This window comes from Aquimarina besae, from assembly GCF_042434905.1.
Lineage (GTDB): Bacteria > Bacteroidota > Bacteroidia > Flavobacteriales > Flavobacteriaceae > Aquimarina.
This window is the reverse complement of sequence record NZ_CP170199.1, coordinates 3,287,485-3,311,407: the sequence shown is the minus strand read 5'-3', so window position 1 is coordinate 3,311,407 and position 23,923 is coordinate 3,287,485. Positions and strand designations below refer to the sequence as shown.

Here is a 23,923-nt window from a genome sequence, read left to right as displayed (position 1 = left end):
CTTTTTATTTATTTCGTTTTAACATAGAAACTATAGGTTTTCTAAACAACTCTCTTTCATACTCTAACATACCAATAAAATACATCATAAAGATAAAAACAATAGTATATGAAATGGCTTTTGCGATAAAATTAAGCCAGCCTTCTCCCGGAAAATAATTAATAAAAAAGCCTACTAGTGTAACAAATAAAATGACCAATAAAGTCTTATGAAACAGTTCTCTGAAAAAACGTATAATGTTTAAGCCAATCTTATTATGATAATAAAAGTTCATTACATTCTGCACAATAATCCATCCAGCTACAAGACCAATGATCATACCAATCGCACTGTAGTCTACAGCCAAAAATGCTCCTAACCCCACTCCTAAAAGCATAAAAACAAGATAAAGAATCGCTTTAAAAGATAACTTATTTTTAGCTTCGAGGATAGAATTACCAAACGCTTGTAACAATGGAAGTGTGTATCCAATCATAATGATAAGCGCAATCATATAAATTTCTCTACATTCTTCTGTACCATATTTACCATCGGAAGAAGATTCTCCTCCTCCTACCCAAAGATTAATAAACTGTTCTCCATACAACATAAAAGCCCCAAAAATATACATCAATATGATAAAAGATAATCTTCCTAATTTGATCATCATATCGGTCAATTCTTCTCCACTAGCGTTATTGACAGACATCTGGGTTGCCCTTGGCAAAAACACGCTAGAAATCGCTGTAGAAAACGCTCCGTAATAGCTTCCCAAAGTAATTCCTAATCCGTATATTCCTAAAACCTTTGGAATACTGATCGCCCCTAAAACCCAACTTCCTGATTTCCATTGTAACATATTTACGATTGCGAATACAAAAATCCAACTAGAATATTGAAAAATTTGTAAAACGAAAGCTTTAGAGAGTTTATGAAGTTTAAATCTAACTTTTAGTTTTACCAGCACATAGTAAGCAGATACTGAAATGGTAAGGATATTAAATACAGTATCTACAATCACCAATGCGATCGCTCTTCCTCCAAAAAACAATACTGCTACTATAGTCAATGACCTTAATAAATATCTAATGATTCCAACAGACTCAGGAAATACAAATTTCTCATATCCTTTACAAATACCTGTAAAAATCATTCCTGGTAGCTGAATTGCTAAATTAAAAATTAGAATCACGAACATTATTTTTGCAATTCTCAGCTCTTCTGCATTGAATTTCGTAAAATAGGAATCTATGAAAAAATAAAAAACAACTCCGGAAATCACGACAAGTGCGGAAACCGCAAAGTATAATAATCTAACGGTGCCTAAAAAGTTTTCCTCTCCTTTTCTATCCTTTTCAGCCCTAAATTTAGCTATAAAACGTACTACAGTATTGGTCAATCCGAAATCAAGAAGTGCTATGGTTCCTATCAAAGCACCGATTGCATTGAATATCCCGTACTCATCTTTACCTAAATAACTAACTATCAACGGAGTAATTACAATCCCGATAACATTAATTAGGAAGATCTTTAAATACGTAAGTAAAGCACCTTTCTTTAGTTGGCTCAATGTGGTTGGTTTAAAAAGTTGTTTATTTATAAATAATGAAGATTGTTTTTACTTACAGTCTTCCGTGTACTTCTTCTTCTAAAATTCCTTTTACATCATATAAAACTCCGTTCGGTTTTAAGAGTGATTTCAAATTTAAATTCAGATACTCTCTATGTGCAACGGTTAAAACAATAGCATCAAATTTAGATGTTGGTATCTCGGTAACGGTATCTAGATTATATTCGTGTTTTACTTCACTTGGGTTAGCCCAAGGATCATAAATTGTAATTTTGGTACCAAAATCTTTAAGATTATTAATCACATCTACTGCTCTGGTATTTCTAACATCGGGGCAGTTTTCTTTAAATGTGATACCTAGTACTAATACATTGGCGTCTTTAATCTTGATATCGTGATTGACCATCAACTTGATAACCTCTGAAGCCACATATTGTCCCATACTATCATTTAATCGTCGGCCTGCTAATATAATTTCTGGATGATATCCAAATTCCTGTGCTCTTTGTGCTAAGTAGTATGGATCTACCCCAATACAATGCCCACCTACTAAACCAGGTTTAAAAGGTAAAAAATTCCATTTCGTACCCGCAGCCTTTAACACCTCATTGGTATCAATATCCATAAGGTTAAAAATCTTAGCCAATTCATTAACAAAAGCAATATTTATATCGCGCTGGGAATTTTCTATAACCTTTGCCGCCTCTGCTACTTTTATCGTGGGAGCCAGATGCGTACCTGCTGATATAACAGATGCATATAATGCATCTACCTTCTTACCTATCTCTGGTGTAGAACCTGCAGTAACTTTTAGGATTTTTTCTACGGTATGTAGTTTATCCCCAGGATTGATTCGCTCTGGAGAATATCCTGCATAGAAATCTTGATTAAATTGTAATCCACTTATTCTTTCTAAAACAGGGATACATTCTTCTTCTGTAACACCGGGATACACCGTTGATTCATAAATTACGATATCCCCTTTTTTTAATACCTTACCAACTGTTTCACTAGATTTATACAAAGGAGTAAGGTCCGGTCTGTTATTTTTATCTACCGGTGTAGGAACTGTCACTATATAGTAATTACAATCTTTAATATCTTCCAGATCAGAAGAACAGTACAATCCTTGATCCATAAGCGAATCACTCTTTAATACAGATTGCAATACTTTATCTTCGACCTCTAAAGTAGTATCTCTTCCAGATCTTAATTCATCAATACGCTTTTGATTAATATCAAAACCTATTACAGGGAATTTTGTTGCGAATAACCGGGCTAAAGGAAGTCCTACATATCCCAATCCTATTATTGCTATTTTAATATCTTGCATCTTGTGGTTGTTTAATTTATTTATTGTTATGCAAAGTTATTTTAGATTGTTCCAATACCATTTAACCGCTTCTTTTAATCCTGATTTGATATCAAACTTTGGATCATAATGAAGTAGTTCTTTCGCCTTATCAACAGAAGCTAAAGAATGCGGAACATCTCCTTTACGTTCTGGACCTTTTTTTACTTCAATCTTATTGATTTCTGAATCAAATTCTGATAGATATTTCTTTAATAAAGTTACTAATTCATCTAAAGTTGTTCTTTCTCCAAATGCTGTATTATAAACCTGATTTAAAGCTTCTTGATTATCAGACACAATAGCTTTCAGGTTCATCTGAATTACATTATCTATATAAGTGAAATCTCTGGAAAAAGATCCATCACCATTAATAACTGGTGATTCGTGCTTCATAAGTTGCATTACAAATTTAGGAATCACAGCTGCATAGGCTCCATCAGGATCTTGTTTACGACCAAATACATTAAAATACCGTAATCCTATAGTGTCTAAATCGTATGTTCTTTTAAAATTATCAGCATACAATTCATTTACATATTTGGTAATAGCATATGGTGATAGTGGCTTTCCAATCTTATCCTCTACTTTAGGCAATGCTTTAGAATCTCCATATGTAGAAGAACTTGCAGCATAAATAAATCGCTTAACTTCTGCATCTCTAGAAGCTACTAGCATATTAAGAAAACCTCCTACATTTACATCATTACTGGTTACAGGATCATTGATAGACCTTGGTACAGAGCCCAAAGCTGCCTGATGCAGTACATAATCAACTCCGTTACAAGCATTATGACAATCTTCTAGATTACGAATATCACCTTCAATAAATGTAAAATTTGGATTGTCTTTGATGGCAGCTAAGTTTTTTCTATGTCCGGTTGCAAAATTATCCAAACCTATGACTTTACTACCTTTTTCTAGTAAAGCTTCACATAGATTCGACCCAATAAAACCCGCCGCTCCTGTTACTAAAACAGTTGAAGAACCTAATAGTTCTAATTGATTAGTATTCATGTATTTTTTGTATTACCCCTTGATTTTTAATCCCCTACGCTATGCATATTACATAGACTGCGCGAAATTAAGATTAAACAATAGAACACACAACTTATATCAAAGGGGATTTTAACCCTTAATAAAACTCAGAGTGTTCCGTCATCCCATAAAAAAATCAATTCATCGATTCAAATATCACAAACCACTGAAAATCAAATATATAAAATACCACTCGTTTTTATTAACAAAAAACGTTTTCGTAGTAAAAACAGGTATTAATACTTATACAGCTCTAGAAGCTCTTTTTTAAACCTATTTTTTGCCAAATATTGAGATTCTAAGCTTGGTTCAAAAGGAATCGGTGTTTCTAAACTTGCAACTCTCTTTACTGGGGCATCCAGATATTGAAAACAATTTTCCATAATCAAAGCCGAAATATCTGATGCGATTCCGCCAAACAAAGAATCTTCTTGCAAAATAATAGCTTTACCTGTCTTTCTAACTGATGCCAAGATTGTTTCTGTATCTAAAGGTTGTAATGTTCTTAAATCAATAAGGTCTGCATTGATTTCTGTAAGACTATCTGCGATCTCTAATGCCCAATGAACCCCAGCACCATAACTGATAATAGTGATGTCATTTCCTGTTCTTAATAATGCTGCCTTTCCGAATGGAATAGTGTAATAATCCGCTGGCACCTCTTGTTTAACACTTCGGTATAACGCTTTATGCTCAAAAAACAATACGGGGTTTGGATCCTCGATTGAAGTGAGCAGTAAACCTTTGGCATCAACAGGAAAAGCTGGATACACTACTTTTAATCCAGGTGTTTTTGTAAACCAGGCCTCATTGGTCTGACTGTGAAATGGTCCAGCACAAACGCCTCCACCGCAAGGCATTCTCACTACCACATCAGCAGATTGACCCCAGCGATAATGAGATTTTGCCAACAGATTTACAATGGGATTAAACCCAGAAGAGACAAAATCAGCAAACTGCATTTCTACAACAGCCTTTAGACCATTGACAGATAATCCATAAGCTGTCGAAATCACAGCCGATTCACAAATTGGAGTATTACGAACTCTATCTTTGCCAAAATCATCAACAAAACCCTCAGTAATCTTAAACACGCCTCCATAATCAGCGATATCTTGTCCCATAATTACAAGATCATCATATCGCTGCATTCCTTCTTTCAAACCTTCAGAGATAGCATCAATCAAACGAATTTCCTGGGTGGTACTATTTGGTTGAGTTTGCTGTAATTTGAATGATTTATATACATCATTCAGCTCCAGACTTAAATCCACTGATATTTTTCCTTCATCATTCGCTTTTTGCCAGTGCTCTTCTATTTCAGTTTTTATATTGGAGCGATTATGAATATCATCTGCCTCCGATAGAATACCATTATCGATAAGATAATTTCTATACGTATTAATGGGATCCTTTAATGCCCATTGCTGCATCAATTCATCAGGAACATATTTAGTGCCACTGGCTTCTTCGTGACCACGCATTCTGAAAGTTTTAAATTCTAACAATATTGGTCTTGGATTTTGTCTCATACTCTCTGCCAAATTGTATACTTTATCGTAAACTTCTAAAATATTGTTTCCGTCAATTATATGTGCCTCCATTCCGTATCCAGCACCACGGTCTGCAAGGTCTTTACAATTATATTGTTCACTTGTTGGTGTTGATAATCCGTATCCATTATTTTCAATACAGAATAGTACTGGTAAACTCCAAATTGAAGCAATATTAAGTGCCTCGTGAAAATCACCCTCACTTGTACCACCTTCTCCTGAAAATACCGCTGTAATTTGCTTATTCTTTTTTAAAATATTACCAAGTCCTATCCCGCAAGCCACTCCTAATTGAGGTCCCAAATGTGAAATCATCCCCACGATTTTGTAATCTTGCGTCCCAAAATGAAATGAGCGATCACGTCCATTTGTAAAACCATTTGCTTTACCTTGCCATTGACTAAAAAGTCTATACATAGGCACTTCACGTGTTGTAAAGACTCCCAAATTACGGTGCATTGGTAAAATATATTCCTCATTACCTAAAGCACTTGTTACTCCAACAGAAATAGCTTCTTGACCAATGCCACTAAACCATTTAGAAATTTTACCTTGCCTGAGTAAAATCAACATTTTTTCTTCAATAAGCCTGGGTTTTAGCATTTTGGTATATAAAGAAACTAAAAGCTCATCACTATACTCTTTTCTATCGAAGTTTAATAACAATTTCTCTTCTGCCATAAGGTTAAAAATCAATAAATTCTGATAACTACTAAATTTATAAATACGTAATAAGACAAGTAAATGTAATTATTTTTATCTCAGAACAGATAAAGCTTATCACAATAATATTAAGTAGTTGTTAATTTAAGCGAAACAATTCTACGAATTAATTAAATTTACTAAAGAGTAGAGATTTAATCTTGAAAAATAATTAATTTGACAGTTATGCTGCTGATTTAAAAAAAAACACATTGCTGATGATGTGTTTTTAATGAAATACAGCTATTTTAGTTTAAGAAAATTGAATAACCATGAATAATATACCAAGTGTTGATCTTGCGGATTTTTTATCCGACGATCCATCTCGCAAACAAAAATTCGTAGATGAAATTGGGAAAGCCTATGAAGAAATAGGTTTTGTAGCATTAAAAAATCACTTTCTTAGTGATGACTTAGTAGAAGAATTATATAAAGAAGTAAAAGCGTTTTTTGCATTACCACTTGACGATAAGCAGAAATATGAAATTGAAGGATTGGGAGGACAAAGAGGATATATCTCTTTTGGAAAAGAACACGCTAAAGGAAAAAAAGAAGGAGACTTAAAAGAGTTTTGGCATTTTGGACAAGAACCTTCTGAAGATGCTAATCTGATTGAAGAATATCCACCAAATGTAATTGTTGAGGAATTAAAAGATTTTAATTCTACGGGTATGGAAGCCTACAGAATGCTCGAAAAAACAGGAATATATGTATTAAGAGCTCTAGCTATCTATATTGGTTTAGATGAGCATTATTTTGATCATTGGGCTAGCAATGGCAATAGCATTTTGCGTCCTATCCACTATCCACCAATTACTGAGGAACCAAAAGGAGCTGTTCGCGCCGGTGCACACGGAGACATTAACTTGATTACTTTATTAATGGGAGCTTCTACAGGTGGACTTCAAGTACAACGGAAAGATGGAGCATGGATTGATGCGATACCACAAGAAGATGAATTGGTCATTAACGTAGGAGATATGTTAGAGCGTCATACCAATAACAAATTACGTTCTACAATACACCGAGTAGTTAATCCTCCAAAGGAACAATGGAGTAAACCAAGATATTCCATTCCATTTTTTATGCACCCAAGAAGTGATATGAAATTAAATTGTTTGGAAGAATGTATTACAGAAGATAATCCAAAACAGTATGAAGATATCACGGCCGGAGAGTTTTTACATCAACGATTAGTTGAAATTGGACTGATTAAGAAATAAACAGAAATGGATTTAAGAGATCAATTGAAAAACTTATTTCCGGATCACGAATCCACTGAAGAAGAAGTAGATCCTGAAAAAAAAGATGAGATTTGGATGCAAGAGGATCCTATCATCTGTAAATATGAGAAAAGAAAAGGAAAACCAATAACGATTTTAGAAGGATATACCGGAGCTGATGAAGATTTTAAGAAACTTGCCAAAGAAATTAAAACGAAATTAAGTGTTGGCGGTAGTTTTAAAGATGAACGCATCATTATACAGGGTGATTATCGTGATAAAATCATGGAGATCCTAAAGGCCAAAGGCTTTAAAGTAAAGCGGGTTGGTGGATGAATCATATTGTAGGACAATCTAATATTGATATAATTGGGGGCTAGCATATTACATATTACCAACGGCGATAGTTTAACTGATCGTTTAAAACAAATGCATCTTGCTGATGGAGAATTTTTGGTTTGGCGTGAAATGCTTTGTGAAGGTCCAACAGACATAAAAATCGAAACAGAAGAAGCATTAGTAAAACGAAAAGCATTTCTGAAAAAATATTATAGAATTTCTTATGAAGATTATGATAAGAAGTTTGTAAGCCAATTAGGTAAATTAGACACACCGCAAAAGTATGATGAAATTATACTTTGGTTTGAGTATGATCTTTTTTGTCATATCAATATGATAGCCGCAATCAGTTTATTGCTTCGCAAAGGAATAAATAATGATATTCCTATTTATTTAGTTTGTAGTGGTCGGGTCGAAGGTGTCAAAAAATATCTTGGACTTGCAGAGTTATCAGATGCTCAATTAAAAAATCACTTTGATAATAAAATTAAACTAGATATTAATGATTTAGAACTGGCTGCTCATATCTGGACTTTATATTGCGAGTCAAACCCAAAGAAAATAGCCGGACAAATAAAAAAACAATCATCTTTTGATTATCTATCTATTTGCTTAAGAGCTCATTTACAAAGATTTCCAAATATGCTTACAGGATTAAATATCTTAGAACATAATATTTTGGAAATGATCAACACCTATCAGATCAAGAATATAAAGCAATTAATGGGATACGCCCTGGAGTATCAAGGATTCTACGGCTACGGTGATATGCAGATGAAACGAGTATTAGCCAGGCTTTTCCAATTTTTTGATCAAACTAAAGATCAACTCCTATTATCAGAAAGAGGAAAATTAGCATTACAACAAAAAAAGAATTTTTATAACACACAAAAGTTGGATTGGAATTATGGAGGGGTTAAAAAGTATGATTATCTCTATAATAATGAGACACATAACCTACTAAAATTATAATATGCCAATAGCAGCATCTGAATTGATCCTAAATCAAGATAAGAGTATTTATCATTTAAATCTAAGACCAGAACATCTTGCAAAGACGGTAATACTAGTAGGTGATCCCGATCGCGTAGATCGTATTACTAAATATTTTGATACTGTAGAATATAAAGTTAATAAAAGAGAATTTCATACCCAGACTGGCACCTTTCAAGGAAAAAGGATCACAGTGTTATCTACTGGTATTGGTACAGACAATATTGATATTGTTTTCAATGAATTGGATGCATTGGTAAACGTAGATCTGGAAACAAGAGAAGTTAAAAAAGATCATACTACTCTAAATATTATTCGTGTTGGTACCTCGGGAGCATTACAACCAGAGATACCAATCGATAGTTTTATTGTTTCTGAGCTTGCCATAGGATTTGATAGCCTGCTTCATTTTTATGACAGCAAGGATATACAATTTCCCCAGATTTCTGAACCTTTAATGAAACATTTGGATTGGGACAAAGACAAATCAACACCTTACGTAGTTTCTTTTGATAAGAAATTAGGTAGACATATGCAAAGTGACAAAACAATCAAGGGATTTACACTCACCAATGTTGGTTTTTACGGACCTCAAGGAAGAGTATTAAGGTTAAAAACTTCTGATTTAGAATTAAACAACAAATTAGCTTCTTTTAGCTATGCAGACAAGAAGATAACGAATTTGGAAATGGAAACCTCCGGCATCTACGGTATGGCTAAACTTTTAGGTCATCGTGCAGTATCAATGAACGCTATGATTGCTAACAGAGCAACGGGACAGTTTAGTGAAAATCCAAAAAAAGCTGTTGATCGACTTATTAAGTATACTTTAGATAAAATTGTGAGCTACAAGAATTAAACTTAAAAAATACCCACCTTAGAAATATAAATTGACTTTTCTAACCAATTAATAACAAAAAAATGGACGCTAAAACGTCCAATACTTTTTCAATAGTAAATAGAAATAATTATCCAAACAATATCTTTAAACTTATTAAAAAATTAGTCGCTAATAGTAAGGCGATAAAAATCACAATTCCATTTTCTAATGTATTGCTTTTTAATTTAGCTACCTTAACCTGAGCACTTTTATTTCTTAAAAAATTCTTTTTCATAACAAATATTGTTTTATTTGGTTTTAATTACTTCGAATGTAATCGTAATTATCAGATTTATATTTCAAATATATTACTATTATTTTGAATTAAACGATAAAAAACAAATAAATTCGATGAAATACACATTTTTAACATATTTCATATTTTAGAATCATGGATACTATAAAAATTGGAGGTGTTCCAGAACACTTTAATCTTCCTTGGCATCTTACTATTGAAGAAGGTGCATATCTAGAAAACAACATACAGTTAGCATGGACTGACTTTCCAGGAGGAACTGGAGCAATGTGTGAAGCCTTAAGAAATAAAGATATAGATATCGCTATTATTTTAACCGAAGGAATCGTAAAAGATATTATTGATGGTAATCCAACTAAAATAGTACAAACCTATATTCAATCTCCTTTAATATGGGGGATTCACGTTGGCTATCATTCTGCTTATAAAAACCTCAATGACCTAAAAGGCACAAAGGCAGCAATAAGTAGATATGGATCAGGATCTCATTTGATGGCCTATGTAAATGCGCAAAATAATAAATGGGATACTGACTCCTTAGAATTTGAAGTTGTAAAAAATCTTGATGGTGCTATAAATGCTTTAACAGAAGGTAATGCAGATTATTTTATGTGGGAACATTTTACTACAAAGCCATTGGTAGACAACAAAACCTTTCGTAGAGTAGCAGATTGCCCTACTCCTTGGCCTTGTTTTGTGATAGCCGTAAGGGAAGAGATTTTAGAAACAAAAAAAGAACAAGTACGAAAAATTTTACATACAATTAATAAAACAACTTATGATTTTAAGCAAATACCAAGTATTGATAAGACGCTTTCTCTTAGATACGAGCAAAAATTAGAAGATATAAAAGAATGGTTACAAATGACAGAATGGAGTCAATCCATCATCAATAATGAAACCTTGCACAAAGTTCAAGAACAATTGTTTAGTTTGAATATTATTAACACGATAGTTGACCCAAAGGATTTAATTTTTGAATTGTAAGCAACCATTTTAAATTAATTACGTCTTAAGTAGTAAACAACTTTATTATGACAAAAAGAACATTACTTGTGATTATCATCCTATTCTCATTTCAAATTTCTTTTGCACAAGATCAATCAGATCTACCTCCTAGAGATGTGAACAAAAATGATATAAGTATTAACCCTTTTAATATCATTGCATTTGGCGCGCTTGATATTGGTTATGAAAGAGTTCTTAACGAAAATAGCAGTTTAGGATTTGATTTTTTCTATCGTCTTGCTGATGTAGATGATAACAATGATGATTATGATATCATCGATACAGATGGAATATTTGATAAAGAAATAGCATTTACCACAAGATTCAAATACTTTTTTGGAAGCAGGATTGCCAGAGGATTTTATGTAGAAGCTTTTGGAATGTTATCCTCAGGGGAGCACGACAATTACATAGAGATTTTTGATGATCAGGGTCTTCTAATTAGTGCTGGTGACGTAGAAGAAGAATATACAGATTTTGCCTTAGGATTTTCAGTGGGAGGTAAATTTGTAACCAGAAACGGTTTCTTTTTAGATATTGGATTTGGTATCGGACGAAATCTATTCAATAATAAAAGCCCCGAAGTTGTTTTAAGACCTAATCTATACCTGGGATACCGATTTTAAAAACTCATTTAGACCTTTTTTTATACTAATAAAATAATCGATTGTACGGATGGTGTCTTAGTTTACAATAGTCCACCTTTATATACTTCTTGTTCTAATTACAGATCATTGTTTACAGCAATATGTAATTCCAAAATAAATTAGGAATTATACTTAAGATACAATTATGATTAAAAATAAACCCTTATATAAAATTATTTGATACCACGGTAGGGTATTTTTTTATGAGTTTGTTTTAGAAATCAGAATAGCGTAAACGATAATTGACGTAGTCTTTTATCAATTCAGCACTATTAAGCCCAAAGTTAAAAATTGAATAATAAAAAAATGATAAAAATGAAAACGTTCTTAATTACAATTACGGTATTATTTACAATTCAGATATCCCTTGCACAGGATTCGTCAAACCTCCCTCCGAGAGACATTAACAAAAATGAACTTAGTATAAATCCTTTCAATATTATCGCCTTTGGAGCACTTGATCTTGTTTATGAAAGAGTACTCAATGAAAACAGTAGTTTAGGATTTGACTTTTTCTATAGGCTTGCAGATAATGACAATAATGACAACGATTTTGACACTGATGAAGTGTTCGATAAAGAAATAGCATTTACAACAAGATTCAAATATTTTTTTGGAAGCAGAGTTGCCAGAGGATTCTATGTAGAAGCATTTGGAATGTTATCTTCGGGTGAGCACGAAAACTACGTAAGAGTTTTTGATGATCAAGGCGTATTAATAAGTGCCGGAGATGTAGAAGAAGAATATACAGATTTTGCTTTAGGTTTTTCTGTCGGAGGTAAATTTGTGACCAGAAATGGCTTTTTTATAGATATAGGATTTGGTATTGGACGAAATCTATTCAATAATAAAAGTCCTGAAATCATTATAAGACCAAATTTATATTTGGGATATCGATTTTAGTATTTAGATTTTATCAAATTTATACTATCTCACCAATGAATAATAAAACCGTTATACAGGTTATACCCTTATTTTGGTTATAACCTGTATAATTTCTTTTATTTAACACAGATCACTTAAAAAATGAAAAAAAATTTACTCCTGATAGCAATATTGATTTTTTGTGTAAAATCTGGTCTTTCTCAAGAAGACGAATCCAATCTATACAAAAGAGATACACAAAAAAATGATATCAGTATAAACCTCCATCCATTTCTAATCACTGAAGGTTTTAGTATAAATTATGATAGAGTCCTAAAGAAAGATATTAGCATTGGAATTAACTTTTTTAAAGCATATGATAACCAGAACACTATAGATAATAGAGATATTGATATTACGAGTAGAACAAATTTTTCTATTATGCCCAATATCAAATATTACGTAGGAAAAAGGTTTGCTAGAAGATTTTATGTTCAAGGACTTGCTATGATATCCTCTGGGACACAAACTAGCTTTGTAAATAATAATCAAACGGCTCAAGATATTGATTTTACAGATATCGCTTTAGGAATTGGCATAGGAGATAAAAGAATTTTAAAAAATGGGGTTTTTATTGATTTTGGGATTGCTATTGCCTATAATATCATTGATAAAAATAGTCCTGATATATTAGTTCATCCCAATTTATCCTTAGGCTACAGATTCTAGAAGTAGAGTTTTAGAATATTAAATCATTAGATACTTAATGGTTGACATGGGAAATTATCATTTTTTTAATATTTTTTTATCAGAACATATAATTTACAATAAGAATATTTATGATATAACTAAATCATAAATCTTACAGGTTTTTCATAAGTAAAGCTTCATTTTTTTTTTGTACATTTGCCAAGCCTACCCCAATAAACTAATTATGAAAGTGTACGCAACCTTTTAAGGGTACAAACATCTAATAATTAACTAACAAATCAATTATGATTACATTTCTACTAATTCTTGGAGGGCTTATAGCATTTAATTTTATTCTTTTAAAATTTAGTATACAATCGGTGGATACTGATAAAAGAAATACTAAAGTAAACAAGGTTCAGTCAGTCAATTCTGATAACGAAATCGGGAAGGCTAAAACTGCCGGAATTCCGAAAGCTGCTTAATTTTCGGAACTCTTACCATTGGATTGGCAACTGATTATTTTCAATAAGGTATTTATTTGTTTTACTAAAATGCTTGTTTCCAAACCAATACCCTCTGTTAGCACTCAAAGGAGATGGGTGACCGCTGTTTAAAATATGATGTTTTAGACTGTCAATTTTAGCACCTTTTTTCTTGGCAAAACCACCCCACAATAAAAACACAACATCTTTTTTATTATTAGAAACTGCTTTGATCACGGCATCGGTAAACTTTTCCCAACCTTTACCTTGATGTGATCCTGCCTGATGCGCTCTAACCGTTAATGTTGCATTAAGCAATAACACTCCTTGATTTGCCCATCTTTGTAAATTTCCGTTAGAAGGAAAAGGAACATTGACATCCGCCTCTATTTCTTTAAAAATGTTAATTAAAGAAGGTGGCATTGCGACTCCATCGTTTACAGAAAAACATAAGCCATTTGCCTGTCCTATACCGTGATAAGGATCCTGACCAATAATTACCACTTTTACATCATCAAAACTGCAACAATCGAATGCAGCAAAGATTTCTGTACCTTTCGGAAAACAAGTATGAGTTTGATATTCAGCTTTGACAAAGTTAACCAACTCCTTAAAATATTGTTTTTCAAACTCATCCTCTAATTGCTCTTTCCAGCTTTTCTCAATATTTACATTCATATTAGTATAAAAAAATATCCAATTGTTTACATTTGCTTTTGCGTAAAATTAGCATGAAAACTTGTCAAACAAATAAATCAAGACTGAGTTTTATACTAAAGAAATCAACAAAAAAAAGAATACTTCCTAATAATATAGGACAACAGCATGATCCGTATTTCCGAAAAAACACTAAAAGACCTTGAATTTAACACAGTACTTGATCACATAGCTGACTTATGTAATACTGAACACGGAAAGTTAAAAGCTTTAAAAATCATTCCGTTAAGTACAAATGAAGACTTACACATTTCTTTACAACAAGTTTTTGAATATAAATCGTCATATCTAAATGATTCTAGAATACCAAATCACGGGTTTGACAGTATTGATAAAGAGCTACAGTTGTTAGGAATAGAAAATACGTTTTTAGAAACTTGGAATCTTAAAAAGATTATCTCTATTAGCGTTACGGTAAATGAACTGCTTAGTTTTTTTAGAAAATTTAATGAATTCTACCCTGTTTTATATCAAACTTCAACTGAAGTCCCTTTTACCAAAGAAATCATTAACCTTATTGAAATCGTAGTTGACAAATTTGGAGAAATTAAAGACAATGCCTCTCCTACTCTAAATTCTCTTAGAAAGGATATTAATGAAATACAAGGAAAACTTAATGGTAGCTTCGGAAGGGATTTAAACCGATATAACAGTCTTGGATATCTTGACGAAATCAAAGAAAGTGTTGTAGACAATAGAAGGGTTCTAGCAGTTAGATCCATGTATCGGCGTAAAGTAAAAGGTGCAATCATGGGAAATTCAAAAACTGGGAGCATTGTTTATATTGAACCAGAAGCTACCTTGCAATTTAGCAGAACCTTAAGCAACCTACAATATGAGGAACGAGAAGAAATCGTTAAAATCCTTAAAGATCTTACTAACAAACTTAGACCGTTTTCAGAATTGTTAGGAAAATATCAGGAATATCTGAGTGAAATGGATATCGTGTCTGCTAAATCAAAATATGCTAACAAACTAAATGGAGTGCTTCCTAAAATAACTGAAGATAGAGAACTTACCATAAAAGATGCATATCACCCACTCCTCTACTTAAACAATCAGGAAAAAGGAGAAAAAACGTATCCACAGACCATTTCTTTGGATACCAGCAATCGAATTATTGTTATATCTGGTCCTAATGCAGGAGGAAAAAGTATAACGCTTAAAACTGTAGGACTGCTTCAAATTATGCTCCAAAGCGGAATGTTAATCCCTGTGCACGAGTATAGTAGAATGTGTATATTCAATACAGTACTTACTGATATTGGTGACAACCAATCTATAGAAAACCACTTAAGCACCTATAGCTACCGATTAAAAAACATGAATTACTTTCTGAGGAAATGTAATGATAAGACTTTATTCTTAATTGATGAATTTGGTACTGGTAGTGATCCCGAACTAGGTGGGGCATTGGCCGAGGCATTTTTGGAAGTGTTTTATGAACGTGAATCTTTTGGAATAATTACCACACATTACGCCAACCTAAAAATGTTAGCAAACGAATTACCAAACATGACCAATGCTAATATGCTTTTTGATGCTAAAACTCTAGAACCCTTATTCAAACTATTTCTAGGTGAAGCAGGAAGCTCATTTACTTTTGAAGTTGCTCAAAAAAATGGAATCCCTTATAGCCTGATCAACAAAGCAAAGAAAAAAGTTGAACGAGGCAAAATTAGATTTGACAAAAGTATAGCTAACCTACAAAAAGAAAGATCGAAACTCCAGAAAACTACGTCTTCTCTTAAAACGAAAGAACAAAAAACCGAAGAAGAAAAAGAACGATTGGATAAAATAAATCAACGCTTACAATCAAAATTAGAAAGCTATCAAGAGCTCTACGACAGCAATCAGCGAATGATCTATTTGGGTCAAAAAATAAATGAAATAAGCGAGAAGTATTTCCATAATAAAAAGAAAAGAGAGCTTATTGATGAATTTATTAAAATCGTACAGGTAGAGAATTCTAAGAGAAAGAAGCAAACCGTGAAACAGAGAAAAGCTGAAAAAGCGAAGGAAGAAAAAATTGTTAAAGAAGTAGAGAAAAAAGTAGAAGTTATCCGAGAAAAGAAAAAGGAATTAAAAAAGAAAGAAGAAAAAATTGAAAAAGGCAAACCAAAAATCATTTTAAAGGTTGGTGATAGAGTACGAATGATTGATGGTAAATCAATTGGAACCATTGATACGTTAGAAAAAGGAAAAGCTGTAGTCAACTATGGCATCTTTACTACCAATGTGGCTGTAGATCAGCTGGAATTTGTAGAACGAAAAAAATAGAATACAAGTCAACTATTTACACTATTAAAGATAAAAGGCCGCTAATCGATTGATAAGCGGCCTTCTTTTTGTAGGTAAAGTTCAAGTGATTACTACTTTCCTCCTGCTAGTAAAACAAAAGAATTTCCAGATACAGGAGATACATTATAGCTTTTTACTTTTTTTAGTGTCTTCATATATTTTTCTGCTTCTAAAAAAGCTAGTTCCATAGCACTAGAAGATTTATCATCGTTAATTTCAATGGTTTTAGAAATAATGTCTCCATTAGTATATTCTACTGTCATCTTCCATTTCCCTATGGAATGAAAATTTCTTGAGGTTAAAGAGTTATTGGTAACCTCTTTCTTGTCTTCTTTTCTGTTTTTGTCTTTCTCATTTATCGGACAATTCGATAAAGAATTCGCATTCCCCAGAGTAACGCAAAATATTGTAATTACTAATAAGAGTCTCATTTTTTTAGCGGTATTGATTTGTATGATTCGAATATACAATTATTTTTTGATTATACAAATAAATTTTTATTAAAAAAATATTTGTATATTTATTTCATAAAACACCATTATGTTATGGTTAACAAGAAATTAAAAACACTACTTAAAAAAAGTAAGGGAAAAAAAACAGTGTATGGAATCTCAAAAATTTTAGGGATCAGTCCACAAGCCGGAGATTATATTGTAAAAAGAAAAGACCTAGCAAAAGATTTTGAAAGACTTCAAAAAATTGCAGATTATATGGAAGTAGAAATTAAGGACATTGTAGACTTTAAAAAGAAATGAAGCATTGTGGTTGGATCTATTTGTCCTATTCCTCTTTTAAACAATTAAACAATTAGCACGGAATTTTTTTGTAAAAGCTTTTGGTTATTTTTGAAAACCAAAAATCAAAATTTGTATGCAAATTTACCTCTACCTGGTTACCTATGTTATTTTAATCATTGGATTATCTATTTATATCTCTAAATCCTCTAGTACAGAGGACTTTTTAATTGGTGGTAGAAACCGAAGTGGATGGACTATTCTTTTTTCAAAGTTTGCGGGTGCCATTGGTGTAAGTACCTTAATCACATATACCGGATATGCCTATAAATTTGGATGGGGGCTTTTTGCTATGTCTATTGGATCCGTAATTGGTTATCTTTTATTTGCATTCTGGGCGGCACCACGAATTAAACGTTTATCAATGCAAGGTAATTTTTATACACAGGGTGATTTACCTGCGTATATTACGGCTAATAGAACCACCGGGTTGCTTACCAATGTAATAACTATTATTGTCCAATTCTTTTGGATTCTTCTCTCTTTAGCGGGTGGCGCTAAAGTGATCACTTTTTTTGGTTTATTCACTTATGAAATTGCCTTGCTTATCACAACTTCAGTAGTATTGATATATGTTTTATTTTCGGGTTATAAAGCTGTAATAATCACTGATATCATTCAGGCTATTATCATCCTGAGCTTCTTATGTATTCTAATATATGGAATGGTAGACCTAAAAGACCTTGACAATGTTTTAGCAGTTTCCACTACAGAAACTGTCCAAATAGGCAGTGTCGTTGGACTAATTCTTTATGGAGGTTTGTCCGTTTTTGGTTTAGCTGATAGATATCAACTTTGTTATGCAGCAAAAGATATAAAATCTTTAAAAACTGGAATGAGTCTTGCGATTATACCAGTACTAGTTATTGCCTTTCTACTACTAATTATTGGACTATATGTTTATCAATTAAATACTACTTTAGATCCCGATACTGTATTTGTTTTCGCTATGCAGAATTTGGTTAACGAATCTTGGATGCCTTTATTACTTGTTCTTTTCTTTGCAGGATTAATGAGTACGGCAGATACCTCTATTTTTGCAGTATCTTCTCACCTAATTTATACATCAGAAAAAAACAATAAAGTCAAATCACTGCGCTATGCGACCATTTTCACGGTCATACTTGCTTTTATTACAGCATTATTTTGGAAAAATGTGGTAGATATCACCATTATTGGAGCGGCACTACGGATGACTCTTTCTGTAGCAATGATCTATGTTATCAGAGAAAGAAAAAACAGTGGTCGTTTCATTGCTAGTGCTTTGGGTGGTGTTATTGGTTTACTTTTAGGTATTGCAGCATTTGGCCCAAAACCAACCATCGCAATTACTGTACTTGTGGGTTCACTGACCGGACTCATATTTAGATCCAAACAGGCCTGTTAAAGTATCCTTAAACCTAAATACTCAGAATTTTATCTTTTTATATTTGACGAAACACTCCTAATCGGATCAATATTATAATATGCGAAAACTAGTTGTTATCATTACTTTTAGCCTGTTATCTATACAGCTCACAGAAGCACAGCAACCTAAAAAACTTAATTCTGTAGAAATTCATGAAGCGATTAAAAAGCTGAATTTTTTAGGTTCTGTTTTATATGTTGCAGCGCATCCGGATGATGAAAACACCAGGCTTATTTCGTATATGTCTAACGAAATAAAAGCTAGAACAGCTTATTTGTCTCTTACCAGAGGGGATGGCGGTCAAAACTTAATTGGTCCGGAAATAAGAGAGTTACTTGGTGTAATAAGAACTCAGGAATTATTAGCCGCGCGTGATACCGATGGTGGAGAACAAATGTTTACCCGTGCCAATGATTTTGGATATTCTAAACATCCTGATGAAACTTTGGCAATCTGGGATAAAAAAGAAGTTTTGAGCGATGTGGTTTGGGCCATTAGAAAATTTCAACCTGACGTTATTATCAATAGATTTAATCACAGAACACCAGGAAGCACACATGGTCATCATACCTCTTCTGCCATGTTAAGTGTTGAAGCTTTTGATATGGTATCTGATAAAAATGTATACCCGGATCAACTTAAATATGTAGATACCTGGCAACCAAAAAGATTATTTTTTAACACCTCCTGGTGGTTCTACGGAAGTAGAGAAAAATTCGAGAAAGCTGACAAGTCTAAGTTTTTAGAATTTGATACAGGTGTATATTATCCAGGATTAGGACTTTCTAATACAGAAATTGCCTCACTAAGCCGAAGTCAGCATAAGTCTCAAGGCTTTGGAAGCACTGGAACAAGAGGGACTCAAACTGAATATATTGAATTAATAAAAGGGGATTTACCAAAAGACAAAACCAATATCTTTGACGGCATTGATACTTCTTGGAATCGAATTAAAGGTGGAAAAGCGATAGGTGATATCTTATACGAGGTTGAAAAAAGCTTTGATTTTAGAAATCCTGCCGCCTCTGTAAGTCAGTTGGTAAAAGCGTATCAATTAATACAACAACTCGAAAACAAACATTGGAAAACTGTAAAGTCCAAAGAAATAAAAGATATCATTGCTGCCGCCAGTGGTTTATATCTTGAAGCAGCGGCGAGTGAGCCTTACAGTACAAAAAATAATGGTCTTACCGTACAAATTGAGGCAATTAACAGAAGTAATATACCCATTCGTTTACAATCCATAGAAATTCCTGCTATCGGAATTGCTGAAAATGCATCAATAACACTGGAGATAAATAATGGTAAAAATTATGAGCTAAAAGGAAAAATAGCTCCAGAGGCTAAATATACATCACCCTATTGGTTGAATAAGAAAGGTACTTTAGGTATGTATAATGTATCTGATCAATTATTAATAGGAACACCAGAAACCAAACACCAAACTGAGGCAATTTTTAATATAGAGATCAAGGGAATACTTATTCCTTTTATAAAAGACGTAATTTACAAAACCAATGATCCGGTAAAAGGAGAAGTATACAAACCTTTTGAAATTATCCCTGCGATCTCAGCGAGTATAGAAGACAAAGTTATTATTTATGCTAATGGACCATCAAAAGAGATTCCCGTTATTCTTAAAGCAGGAGAACCTAACTTGAAAGGGACCATTGCACTTAAACATCCCAAAGGTTGGCAGGTTACCCCAGAAAATATTGATTTTAGCTTAGCTGCAAAAGGAGAAGAAAAAATCGTTTTATTTACACTTACCGCTCCGCAAACCCAAAGTGAAGGCTACATTTCGCCAGAAATAAATATTAAAGGTAAAACATATTCTGATGAAGTTATAAATATTGATTATGATCATATTCCTTTTCAGACCGTAATTTTTCCTTCTGAAACAAAAGTTGTTCGATTAGATATAAAAAAGAAAGGACAAAATATTGGATACATACAAGGTGCTGGTGATGCAGTACCGGAAAGCTTACGCCAAATAGGTTATGAAGTTACAATGATCGATCCGGAAACAATTTCTAAGAATACACTACAGTCTTTTGATGCCATTGTAGTCGGTATCCGAGCCTATAATACTGTAGAAGCGTTAAAATTTAAACAAAAACATCTGCTCGATTACGTTAATAATGGTGGAAACCTGATTGTTCAATACAATACTAACAGGAGACTGAAAGTGGAAGATAATCTAGGGCCATATCCGTTGAAGCTCTCTAGAGACCGAGTAACCGATGAAAATGCTCCCGTTACTCTTCTAGCTAATGATCATCCCGTACTTAACACACCGAATAAAATCACAAATAAAGATTTTGATGGATGGGTGCAGGAGCGCGGATTATATTTTCCAAATGAATGGTCAAAAGAATACGTGCCGATATTAGCATCCAATGACAAAAAAGAACCTGAGAAAAAAGGAGGTTTATTGGTTGCTAAATATGGAGAAGGATATTACATATATACAGGTTTGAGCTTTTTCAGAGAATTTCCTGCAGGCGTCTCAGGAGCGTATCGTTTATTTGCAAATATGTTATCTTTAGGAAAATAAACGACTTTAATGGAAAACCCTAAAACCAAAATTGCCTGGAAAAAACTTTATAGCTTAGTCTTAATAGCAAATATACTGTACTTGCTCTTTTTCTATTGGATTACAAATACTTTTTCATAAGATTTTATATGCCGGAACTTTCTAAACCAACTTCATTCACAATAGACAACTAACATATGCAACTTATAGATTGGATTGTACTCACCGGAACTTTATTATTTATTGTATTATATGGAGTTTGGAAAACTCGTGGCAGCAAAAATGTACAAGATTATATTCGCGGCGGTAATGAAGCAAAATGGTGGACAATTGGTCTGTCTGTAATGGCTACACAAGCATCAGCAATTACCTTTCTATCTACTCCCGGACAAGCATTTCATAGCGGAATGGGGTTTGTTCAGTTTTATTTTGGGTTGCCTATTGCCATGATTATTATCTGTATCGTTTTTATTCCTCTCTATCATAAATTAAAAGTATACACAGCTTATGAATACCTAGAAAGTAGATTTGATTTAAAAACTCGTACGGTTACCGCATTTTTCTTCTTGATTCAACGAGGATTAGGCGCCGGAATAACCATTTTTGCCCCGGCAATTATATTGTCTGCTGTTTTAGGTTGGGATCTAACCTCTTTAAATATTATCATCGGAATATTAGTGATCATTTATACAGTTTCTGGAGGAACCAAAGCTGTTAGCGTTACGCAAAAACAACAGATGGCTATTATTTTTACCGGAATGTTTATTGCCTTTTTCTTGATTATAAGTTATTTACCAGAAGATGTAACCTTTACAAAAGCGCTAGAAATTGCTGGAGCTAGCGGCAAGATGGAAGTGTTGGATTTTTCTTTTGACCTTAGTAATAGATATACTGTTTGGACAGGAATCATTGGAGGAACATTTCTAATGCTTTCTTATTTTGGAACCGATCAAAGCCAAGTACAAAGATACTTATCCGGTAAATCTGTAAAAGAAAGTCAATTAGGATTATTATTTAATGGTTTATTAAAAATACCTATGCAATTCTTTATCCTTTTGGTGGGAGTTATGGTGTTTGTATTCTATCAATTTAATTCTGCTCCATTAAATTTTAATCCGGCAGCAACGATAGCGATCGAAAATTCTAAATACACTCTTGAGTATGAAGAACTAGAAGATAAATTAAAAGAAATACAGAATTCTAAAGAATCCTATATCCAAAATTATTTGAAAGCGACAGAAAGTCAACAAAAATTAAAAATTAAAAATGAAATAATCGCTTTAAATGATTCTGAGAAGAAAACAAGAGAGATGGCTAAAGAATTAATAACAATGTCTGATCCAATTGTAGAGACCAATGATAAGGATTATGTCTTTATTCATTTTATACTTAATAATCTCCCCAGAGGACTTATCGGGTTATTGTTGGCAGTAATATTATCAGCAGCCATGTCGTCAACTGCTTCAGAATTAAATGCATTAGCCTCTACTACGGCAATTGATTTATACAAACGAAATATAACTAAAGAAAAAAGTGATCAACACTTTGTGACTGCTTCCAAACTTTTTACATTGCTTTGGGGACTACTGGCGATTCTCGTTGCATGTTTTGCAGATTTATTTGACAATCTCATACAGTTGGTAAATATCATCGGTTCTATTTTTTACGGTAACGTGCTGGGGATATTCTTGTTAGCCTTTTTTATCAAATTTGTAAAAAGTAATGCAGTATTTGTAGCTGCTCTAATTACTCAGGTATTTATCGTATACGTTTGGTGGCAAGATTGGATGCCATTTCTTTGGTTGAACGCTCTTGGTTGTGGAACGGTAATATTTTTAGCAATTATATTAGAATTATTTATACCGACGAGCGAAATTGAAGTTGAAGCGTAATGAACTGAACTATCAATAAAAAAGGGAAGCTTTTATTCAGAAGCTTCCCCTTTTATTTCTTTATTCTATCTTAATTATTACAGTTTATAATATCATTCCAACTACATTCTTGCCATTCATCAAACGTGACATGAGTACACCTCCCGTGATTATTTAAACAGGTCATATATCCACAAGTAGGAAGACAAATATCTTGATCAAGTTTACCTCCTTTTATTAACTTCTGTTGAGTCTTATTTAGCTCTTTTCCTAAGTTTGAAATATTCTTTAACATGATTAATCTATTTTAATTATTAATAACTAAACCAAGAACACTTAAAGGCACTCTCTGTTTATAACTAGAATTATAGAAATTTAAGCTGAAGTAAATGCTTAATCTGCAATACAAGTTAAGTCTCCGGCATACTGATTAGCGCAATGATATCCTGGGGAACATATATAATTAAGTCCACAGATATCAAAGACTATTTTCAATCCTCCATTAACTAATTTCTGTTCGTTTTTGTTTAATGATTTTCCTAAGTTTGAAATGTTTTCTAACATAATTTATATTTTAAAAATTAAAACTCTGTGACCATTTGTAGACACTCACAGTATGTGTCCAATTCTTCGCGAAAGAATATAGATTAAATAATCAGGAAAGAAACACGAGTAACTTTTTCTAATTATGCTGTTCTGTTACAACAATCATTATTTT

The 23,923-nt window shown here is 32.8% G+C and carries 22 protein-coding genes; 14 read left to right on the top strand and 8 right to left on the bottom strand.

Going from position 1 to position 23,923, the window contains the following annotated elements; translation table 11 throughout:
• Positions 1-4: 4 nt before the first annotated feature.
• The 4 genes from ACE94K_RS14500 to ACE94K_RS14485 form a co-directional block, all read right to left on the bottom strand.
• Complete coding sequence (locus ACE94K_RS14500) at positions 5-1,549, bottom strand: lipopolysaccharide biosynthesis protein (RefSeq protein ID WP_378173645.1); 1,545 nt, start codon at positions 1,547-1,549, stop codon at positions 5-7.
• A gap of 52 nt (positions 1,550-1,601) precedes the next feature.
• Positions 1,602-2,882, bottom strand: a complete 1,281-nt coding sequence (locus tag ACE94K_RS14495; protein ID WP_378173642.1) for a nucleotide sugar dehydrogenase — start codon at positions 2,880-2,882, stop codon at positions 1,602-1,604.
• Positions 2,883-2,918: 36 nt separating this feature from the next.
• On the bottom strand, positions 2,919-3,917 hold the full coding sequence (locus tag ACE94K_RS14490; protein ID WP_378173639.1) for an SDR family oxidoreductase: 999 nt from the start codon (positions 3,915-3,917) through the stop codon (positions 2,919-2,921).
• Between the two features lie 257 nt (positions 3,918-4,174).
• Positions 4,175-6,172 (bottom strand): thiamine pyrophosphate-dependent enzyme, encoded by a 1,998-nt coding sequence (locus ACE94K_RS14485; protein ID WP_378173636.1) that lies wholly within the window; start codon positions 6,170-6,172, stop codon positions 4,175-4,177.
• Between the two features lie 293 nt (positions 6,173-6,465).
• Here ACE94K_RS14485 and ACE94K_RS14480 point away from each other — a divergent pair, with 293 nt between their 5' ends.
• The 4 genes from ACE94K_RS14480 to ACE94K_RS14465 are packed head-to-tail and all read left to right on the top strand — an operon-like array spanning position 6,466 to position 9,607.
• Positions 6,466-7,416 carry an isopenicillin N synthase family dioxygenase gene (locus ACE94K_RS14480; protein ID WP_378173633.1) on the top strand — a complete coding sequence of 317 codons (951 nt, stop codon included), beginning with the start codon at positions 6,466-6,468 and terminating at the stop codon, positions 7,414-7,416.
• 6 nt (positions 7,417-7,422) lie between these two features.
• A complete protein-coding gene (locus tag ACE94K_RS14475; protein ID WP_378173630.1) occupies positions 7,423-7,752 on the top strand; it encodes a translation initiation factor in 330 nt (109 codons plus the stop codon).
• Positions 7,753-7,785: 33 nt separating this feature from the next.
• Complete coding sequence (locus ACE94K_RS14470; protein WP_378173627.1) at positions 7,786-8,727, top strand: DUF1835 domain-containing protein; 942 nt, start codon at positions 7,786-7,788, stop codon at positions 8,725-8,727.
• Position 8,728: 1 nt separating this feature from the next.
• Positions 8,729-9,607, top strand: a complete 879-nt coding sequence (locus ACE94K_RS14465; RefSeq protein WP_378173624.1) for a nucleoside phosphorylase — start codon at positions 8,729-8,731, stop codon at positions 9,605-9,607.
• 109 nt (positions 9,608-9,716) lie between these two features.
• Here the strand turns inward: ACE94K_RS14465 and ACE94K_RS14460 are convergent, their stop codons facing one another.
• Positions 9,717-9,863: a hypothetical protein gene (locus tag ACE94K_RS14460; protein WP_378173621.1), complete on the bottom strand. Its 147-nt coding sequence runs from the start codon at positions 9,861-9,863 to the stop codon at positions 9,717-9,719.
• Positions 9,864-10,019: 156 nt separating this feature from the next.
• On the opposite strand from ACE94K_RS14460, the gene ACE94K_RS14455 reads away from it, so the two are divergent.
• The 5 genes from ACE94K_RS14455 (at position 10,020) to ACE94K_RS14435 (ending at position 13,578) form a co-directional block, all read left to right on the top strand.
• The gene (locus ACE94K_RS14455) at positions 10,020-10,871 is read left to right on the top strand and encodes a substrate-binding domain-containing protein (protein ID WP_378173618.1); all 852 of its coding nucleotides are present in this window, start codon (positions 10,020-10,022) and stop codon (positions 10,869-10,871) included.
• Between the two features lie 47 nt (positions 10,872-10,918).
• Positions 10,919-11,518 (top strand): hypothetical protein, encoded by a 600-nt coding sequence (locus tag ACE94K_RS14450; protein WP_378173615.1) that lies wholly within the window; start codon positions 10,919-10,921, stop codon positions 11,516-11,518.
• Positions 11,519-11,854: 336 nt separating this feature from the next.
• Positions 11,855-12,442, top strand: coding sequence for a hypothetical protein (locus ACE94K_RS14445; RefSeq protein ID WP_378173612.1), 588 nt, complete (start codon positions 11,855-11,857; stop codon positions 12,440-12,442).
• Positions 12,443-12,565: 123 nt separating this feature from the next.
• Positions 12,566-13,132: a hypothetical protein gene (locus ACE94K_RS14440; protein WP_378173609.1), complete on the top strand. Its 567-nt coding sequence runs from the start codon at positions 12,566-12,568 to the stop codon at positions 13,130-13,132.
• A gap of 266 nt (positions 13,133-13,398) precedes the next feature.
• Complete coding sequence (locus ACE94K_RS14435; protein ID WP_378173606.1) at positions 13,399-13,578, top strand: hypothetical protein; 180 nt, start codon at positions 13,399-13,401, stop codon at positions 13,576-13,578.
• A gap of 12 nt (positions 13,579-13,590) precedes the next feature.
• Here ACE94K_RS14435 and ACE94K_RS14430 read toward each other — a convergent pair whose 3' ends face one another.
• Complete coding sequence (locus tag ACE94K_RS14430) at positions 13,591-14,256, bottom strand: uracil-DNA glycosylase (RefSeq protein ID WP_378173604.1); 666 nt, start codon at positions 14,254-14,256, stop codon at positions 13,591-13,593.
• A 147-nt stretch (positions 14,257-14,403) separates the two neighbouring features.
• Here ACE94K_RS14430 and ACE94K_RS14425 point away from each other — a divergent pair, with 147 nt between their 5' ends.
• Complete coding sequence (locus ACE94K_RS14425) at positions 14,404-16,575, top strand: DNA mismatch repair protein MutS (protein WP_378173601.1); 2,172 nt, start codon at positions 14,404-14,406, stop codon at positions 16,573-16,575.
• A gap of 92 nt (positions 16,576-16,667) precedes the next feature.
• Here the strand turns inward: ACE94K_RS14425 and ACE94K_RS14420 are convergent, their stop codons facing one another.
• Positions 16,668-17,027, bottom strand: coding sequence for a hypothetical protein (locus tag ACE94K_RS14420; protein WP_378173598.1), 360 nt, complete (start codon positions 17,025-17,027; stop codon positions 16,668-16,670).
• 114 nt (positions 17,028-17,141) lie between these two features.
• Between ACE94K_RS14420 and ACE94K_RS14415 the strand changes: the two genes are divergently transcribed.
• From ACE94K_RS14415 to ACE94K_RS14400, 4 genes are all read left to right on the top strand, one after another.
• On the top strand, positions 17,142-17,351 hold the full coding sequence (locus ACE94K_RS14415; RefSeq protein WP_378173595.1) for a hypothetical protein: 210 nt from the start codon (positions 17,142-17,144) through the stop codon (positions 17,349-17,351).
• A gap of 115 nt (positions 17,352-17,466) precedes the next feature.
• The gene (locus tag ACE94K_RS14410; protein WP_378173592.1) at positions 17,467-18,777 is read left to right on the top strand and encodes a sodium:solute symporter; all 1,311 of its coding nucleotides are present in this window, start codon (positions 17,467-17,469) and stop codon (positions 18,775-18,777) included.
• Between the two features lie 79 nt (positions 18,778-18,856).
• Positions 18,857-21,355 (top strand): PIG-L family deacetylase, encoded by a 2,499-nt coding sequence (locus ACE94K_RS14405; RefSeq protein ID WP_378173589.1) that lies wholly within the window; start codon positions 18,857-18,859, stop codon positions 21,353-21,355.
• Positions 21,356-21,531: 176 nt separating this feature from the next.
• Positions 21,532-23,226: a sodium:solute symporter gene (locus ACE94K_RS14400; protein WP_378173586.1), complete on the top strand. Its 1,695-nt coding sequence runs from the start codon at positions 21,532-21,534 to the stop codon at positions 23,224-23,226.
• A 372-nt stretch (positions 23,227-23,598) separates the two neighbouring features.
• On the opposite strand, the gene ACE94K_RS14395 is transcribed toward ACE94K_RS14400, so the two are convergent.
• Positions 23,599-23,769, bottom strand: a complete 171-nt coding sequence (locus tag ACE94K_RS14395; RefSeq protein ID WP_378173583.1) for a hypothetical protein — start codon at positions 23,767-23,769, stop codon at positions 23,599-23,601.
• Positions 23,770-23,923: the final 154 nt, after the last annotated feature.

Excerpts from the sequence above, each read along its gene's own strand:
- ACE94K_RS14395 (WP_378173583.1), bottom strand. The coding sequence starts at position 23,769 with ATGTTAGAAAACATTTCAAACTTAGGAAAATCATTAAACAAAAACGAA.
- ACE94K_RS14460 (WP_378173621.1), bottom strand. The coding sequence starts at position 9,863 with ATGAAAAAGAATTTTTTAAGAAATAAAAGTGCTCAGGTTAAGGTAGCT.
- ACE94K_RS14495 (WP_378173642.1), bottom strand. The coding sequence starts at position 2,882 with ATGCAAGATATTAAAATAGCAATAATAGGATTGGGATATGTAGGACTT.
- ACE94K_RS14445 (WP_378173612.1), top strand. The coding sequence starts at position 11,855 with ATGAAAACGTTCTTAATTACAATTACGGTATTATTTACAATTCAGATA.
- ACE94K_RS14420 (WP_378173598.1), bottom strand. The coding sequence starts at position 17,027 with ATGAGACTCTTATTAGTAATTACAATATTTTGCGTTACTCTGGGGAAT.
- ACE94K_RS14480 (WP_378173633.1), top strand. The coding sequence starts at position 6,466 with ATGAATAATATACCAAGTGTTGATCTTGCGGATTTTTTATCCGACGAT.
- ACE94K_RS14490 (WP_378173639.1), bottom strand. The coding sequence starts at position 3,917 with ATGAATACTAATCAATTAGAACTATTAGGTTCTTCAACTGTTTTAGTA.
- ACE94K_RS14435 (WP_378173606.1), top strand. The coding sequence starts at position 13,399 with ATGATTACATTTCTACTAATTCTTGGAGGGCTTATAGCATTTAATTTT.
- ACE94K_RS14405 (WP_378173589.1), top strand. The coding sequence starts at position 18,857 with ATGCGAAAACTAGTTGTTATCATTACTTTTAGCCTGTTATCTATACAG.
- ACE94K_RS14415 (WP_378173595.1), top strand. The coding sequence starts at position 17,142 with ATGGTTAACAAGAAATTAAAAACACTACTTAAAAAAAGTAAGGGAAAA.
- ACE94K_RS14450 (WP_378173615.1), top strand. The coding sequence starts at position 10,919 with ATGACAAAAAGAACATTACTTGTGATTATCATCCTATTCTCATTTCAA.
- ACE94K_RS14455 (WP_378173618.1), top strand. The coding sequence starts at position 10,020 with ATGGATACTATAAAAATTGGAGGTGTTCCAGAACACTTTAATCTTCCT.
- ACE94K_RS14485 (WP_378173636.1), bottom strand. The coding sequence starts at position 6,172 with ATGGCAGAAGAGAAATTGTTATTAAACTTCGATAGAAAAGAGTATAGT.
- ACE94K_RS14400 (WP_378173586.1), top strand. The coding sequence starts at position 21,532 with ATGCAACTTATAGATTGGATTGTACTCACCGGAACTTTATTATTTATT.
- ACE94K_RS14440 (WP_378173609.1), top strand. The coding sequence starts at position 12,566 with ATGAAAAAAAATTTACTCCTGATAGCAATATTGATTTTTTGTGTAAAA.
- ACE94K_RS14465 (WP_378173624.1), top strand. The coding sequence starts at position 8,729 with ATGCCAATAGCAGCATCTGAATTGATCCTAAATCAAGATAAGAGTATT.
- ACE94K_RS14410 (WP_378173592.1), top strand. The coding sequence starts at position 17,467 with ATGCAAATTTACCTCTACCTGGTTACCTATGTTATTTTAATCATTGGA.
- ACE94K_RS14475 (WP_378173630.1), top strand. The coding sequence starts at position 7,423 with ATGGATTTAAGAGATCAATTGAAAAACTTATTTCCGGATCACGAATCC.
- ACE94K_RS14425 (WP_378173601.1), top strand. The coding sequence starts at position 14,404 with ATGATCCGTATTTCCGAAAAAACACTAAAAGACCTTGAATTTAACACA.
- ACE94K_RS14430 (WP_378173604.1), bottom strand. The coding sequence starts at position 14,256 with ATGAATGTAAATATTGAGAAAAGCTGGAAAGAGCAATTAGAGGATGAG.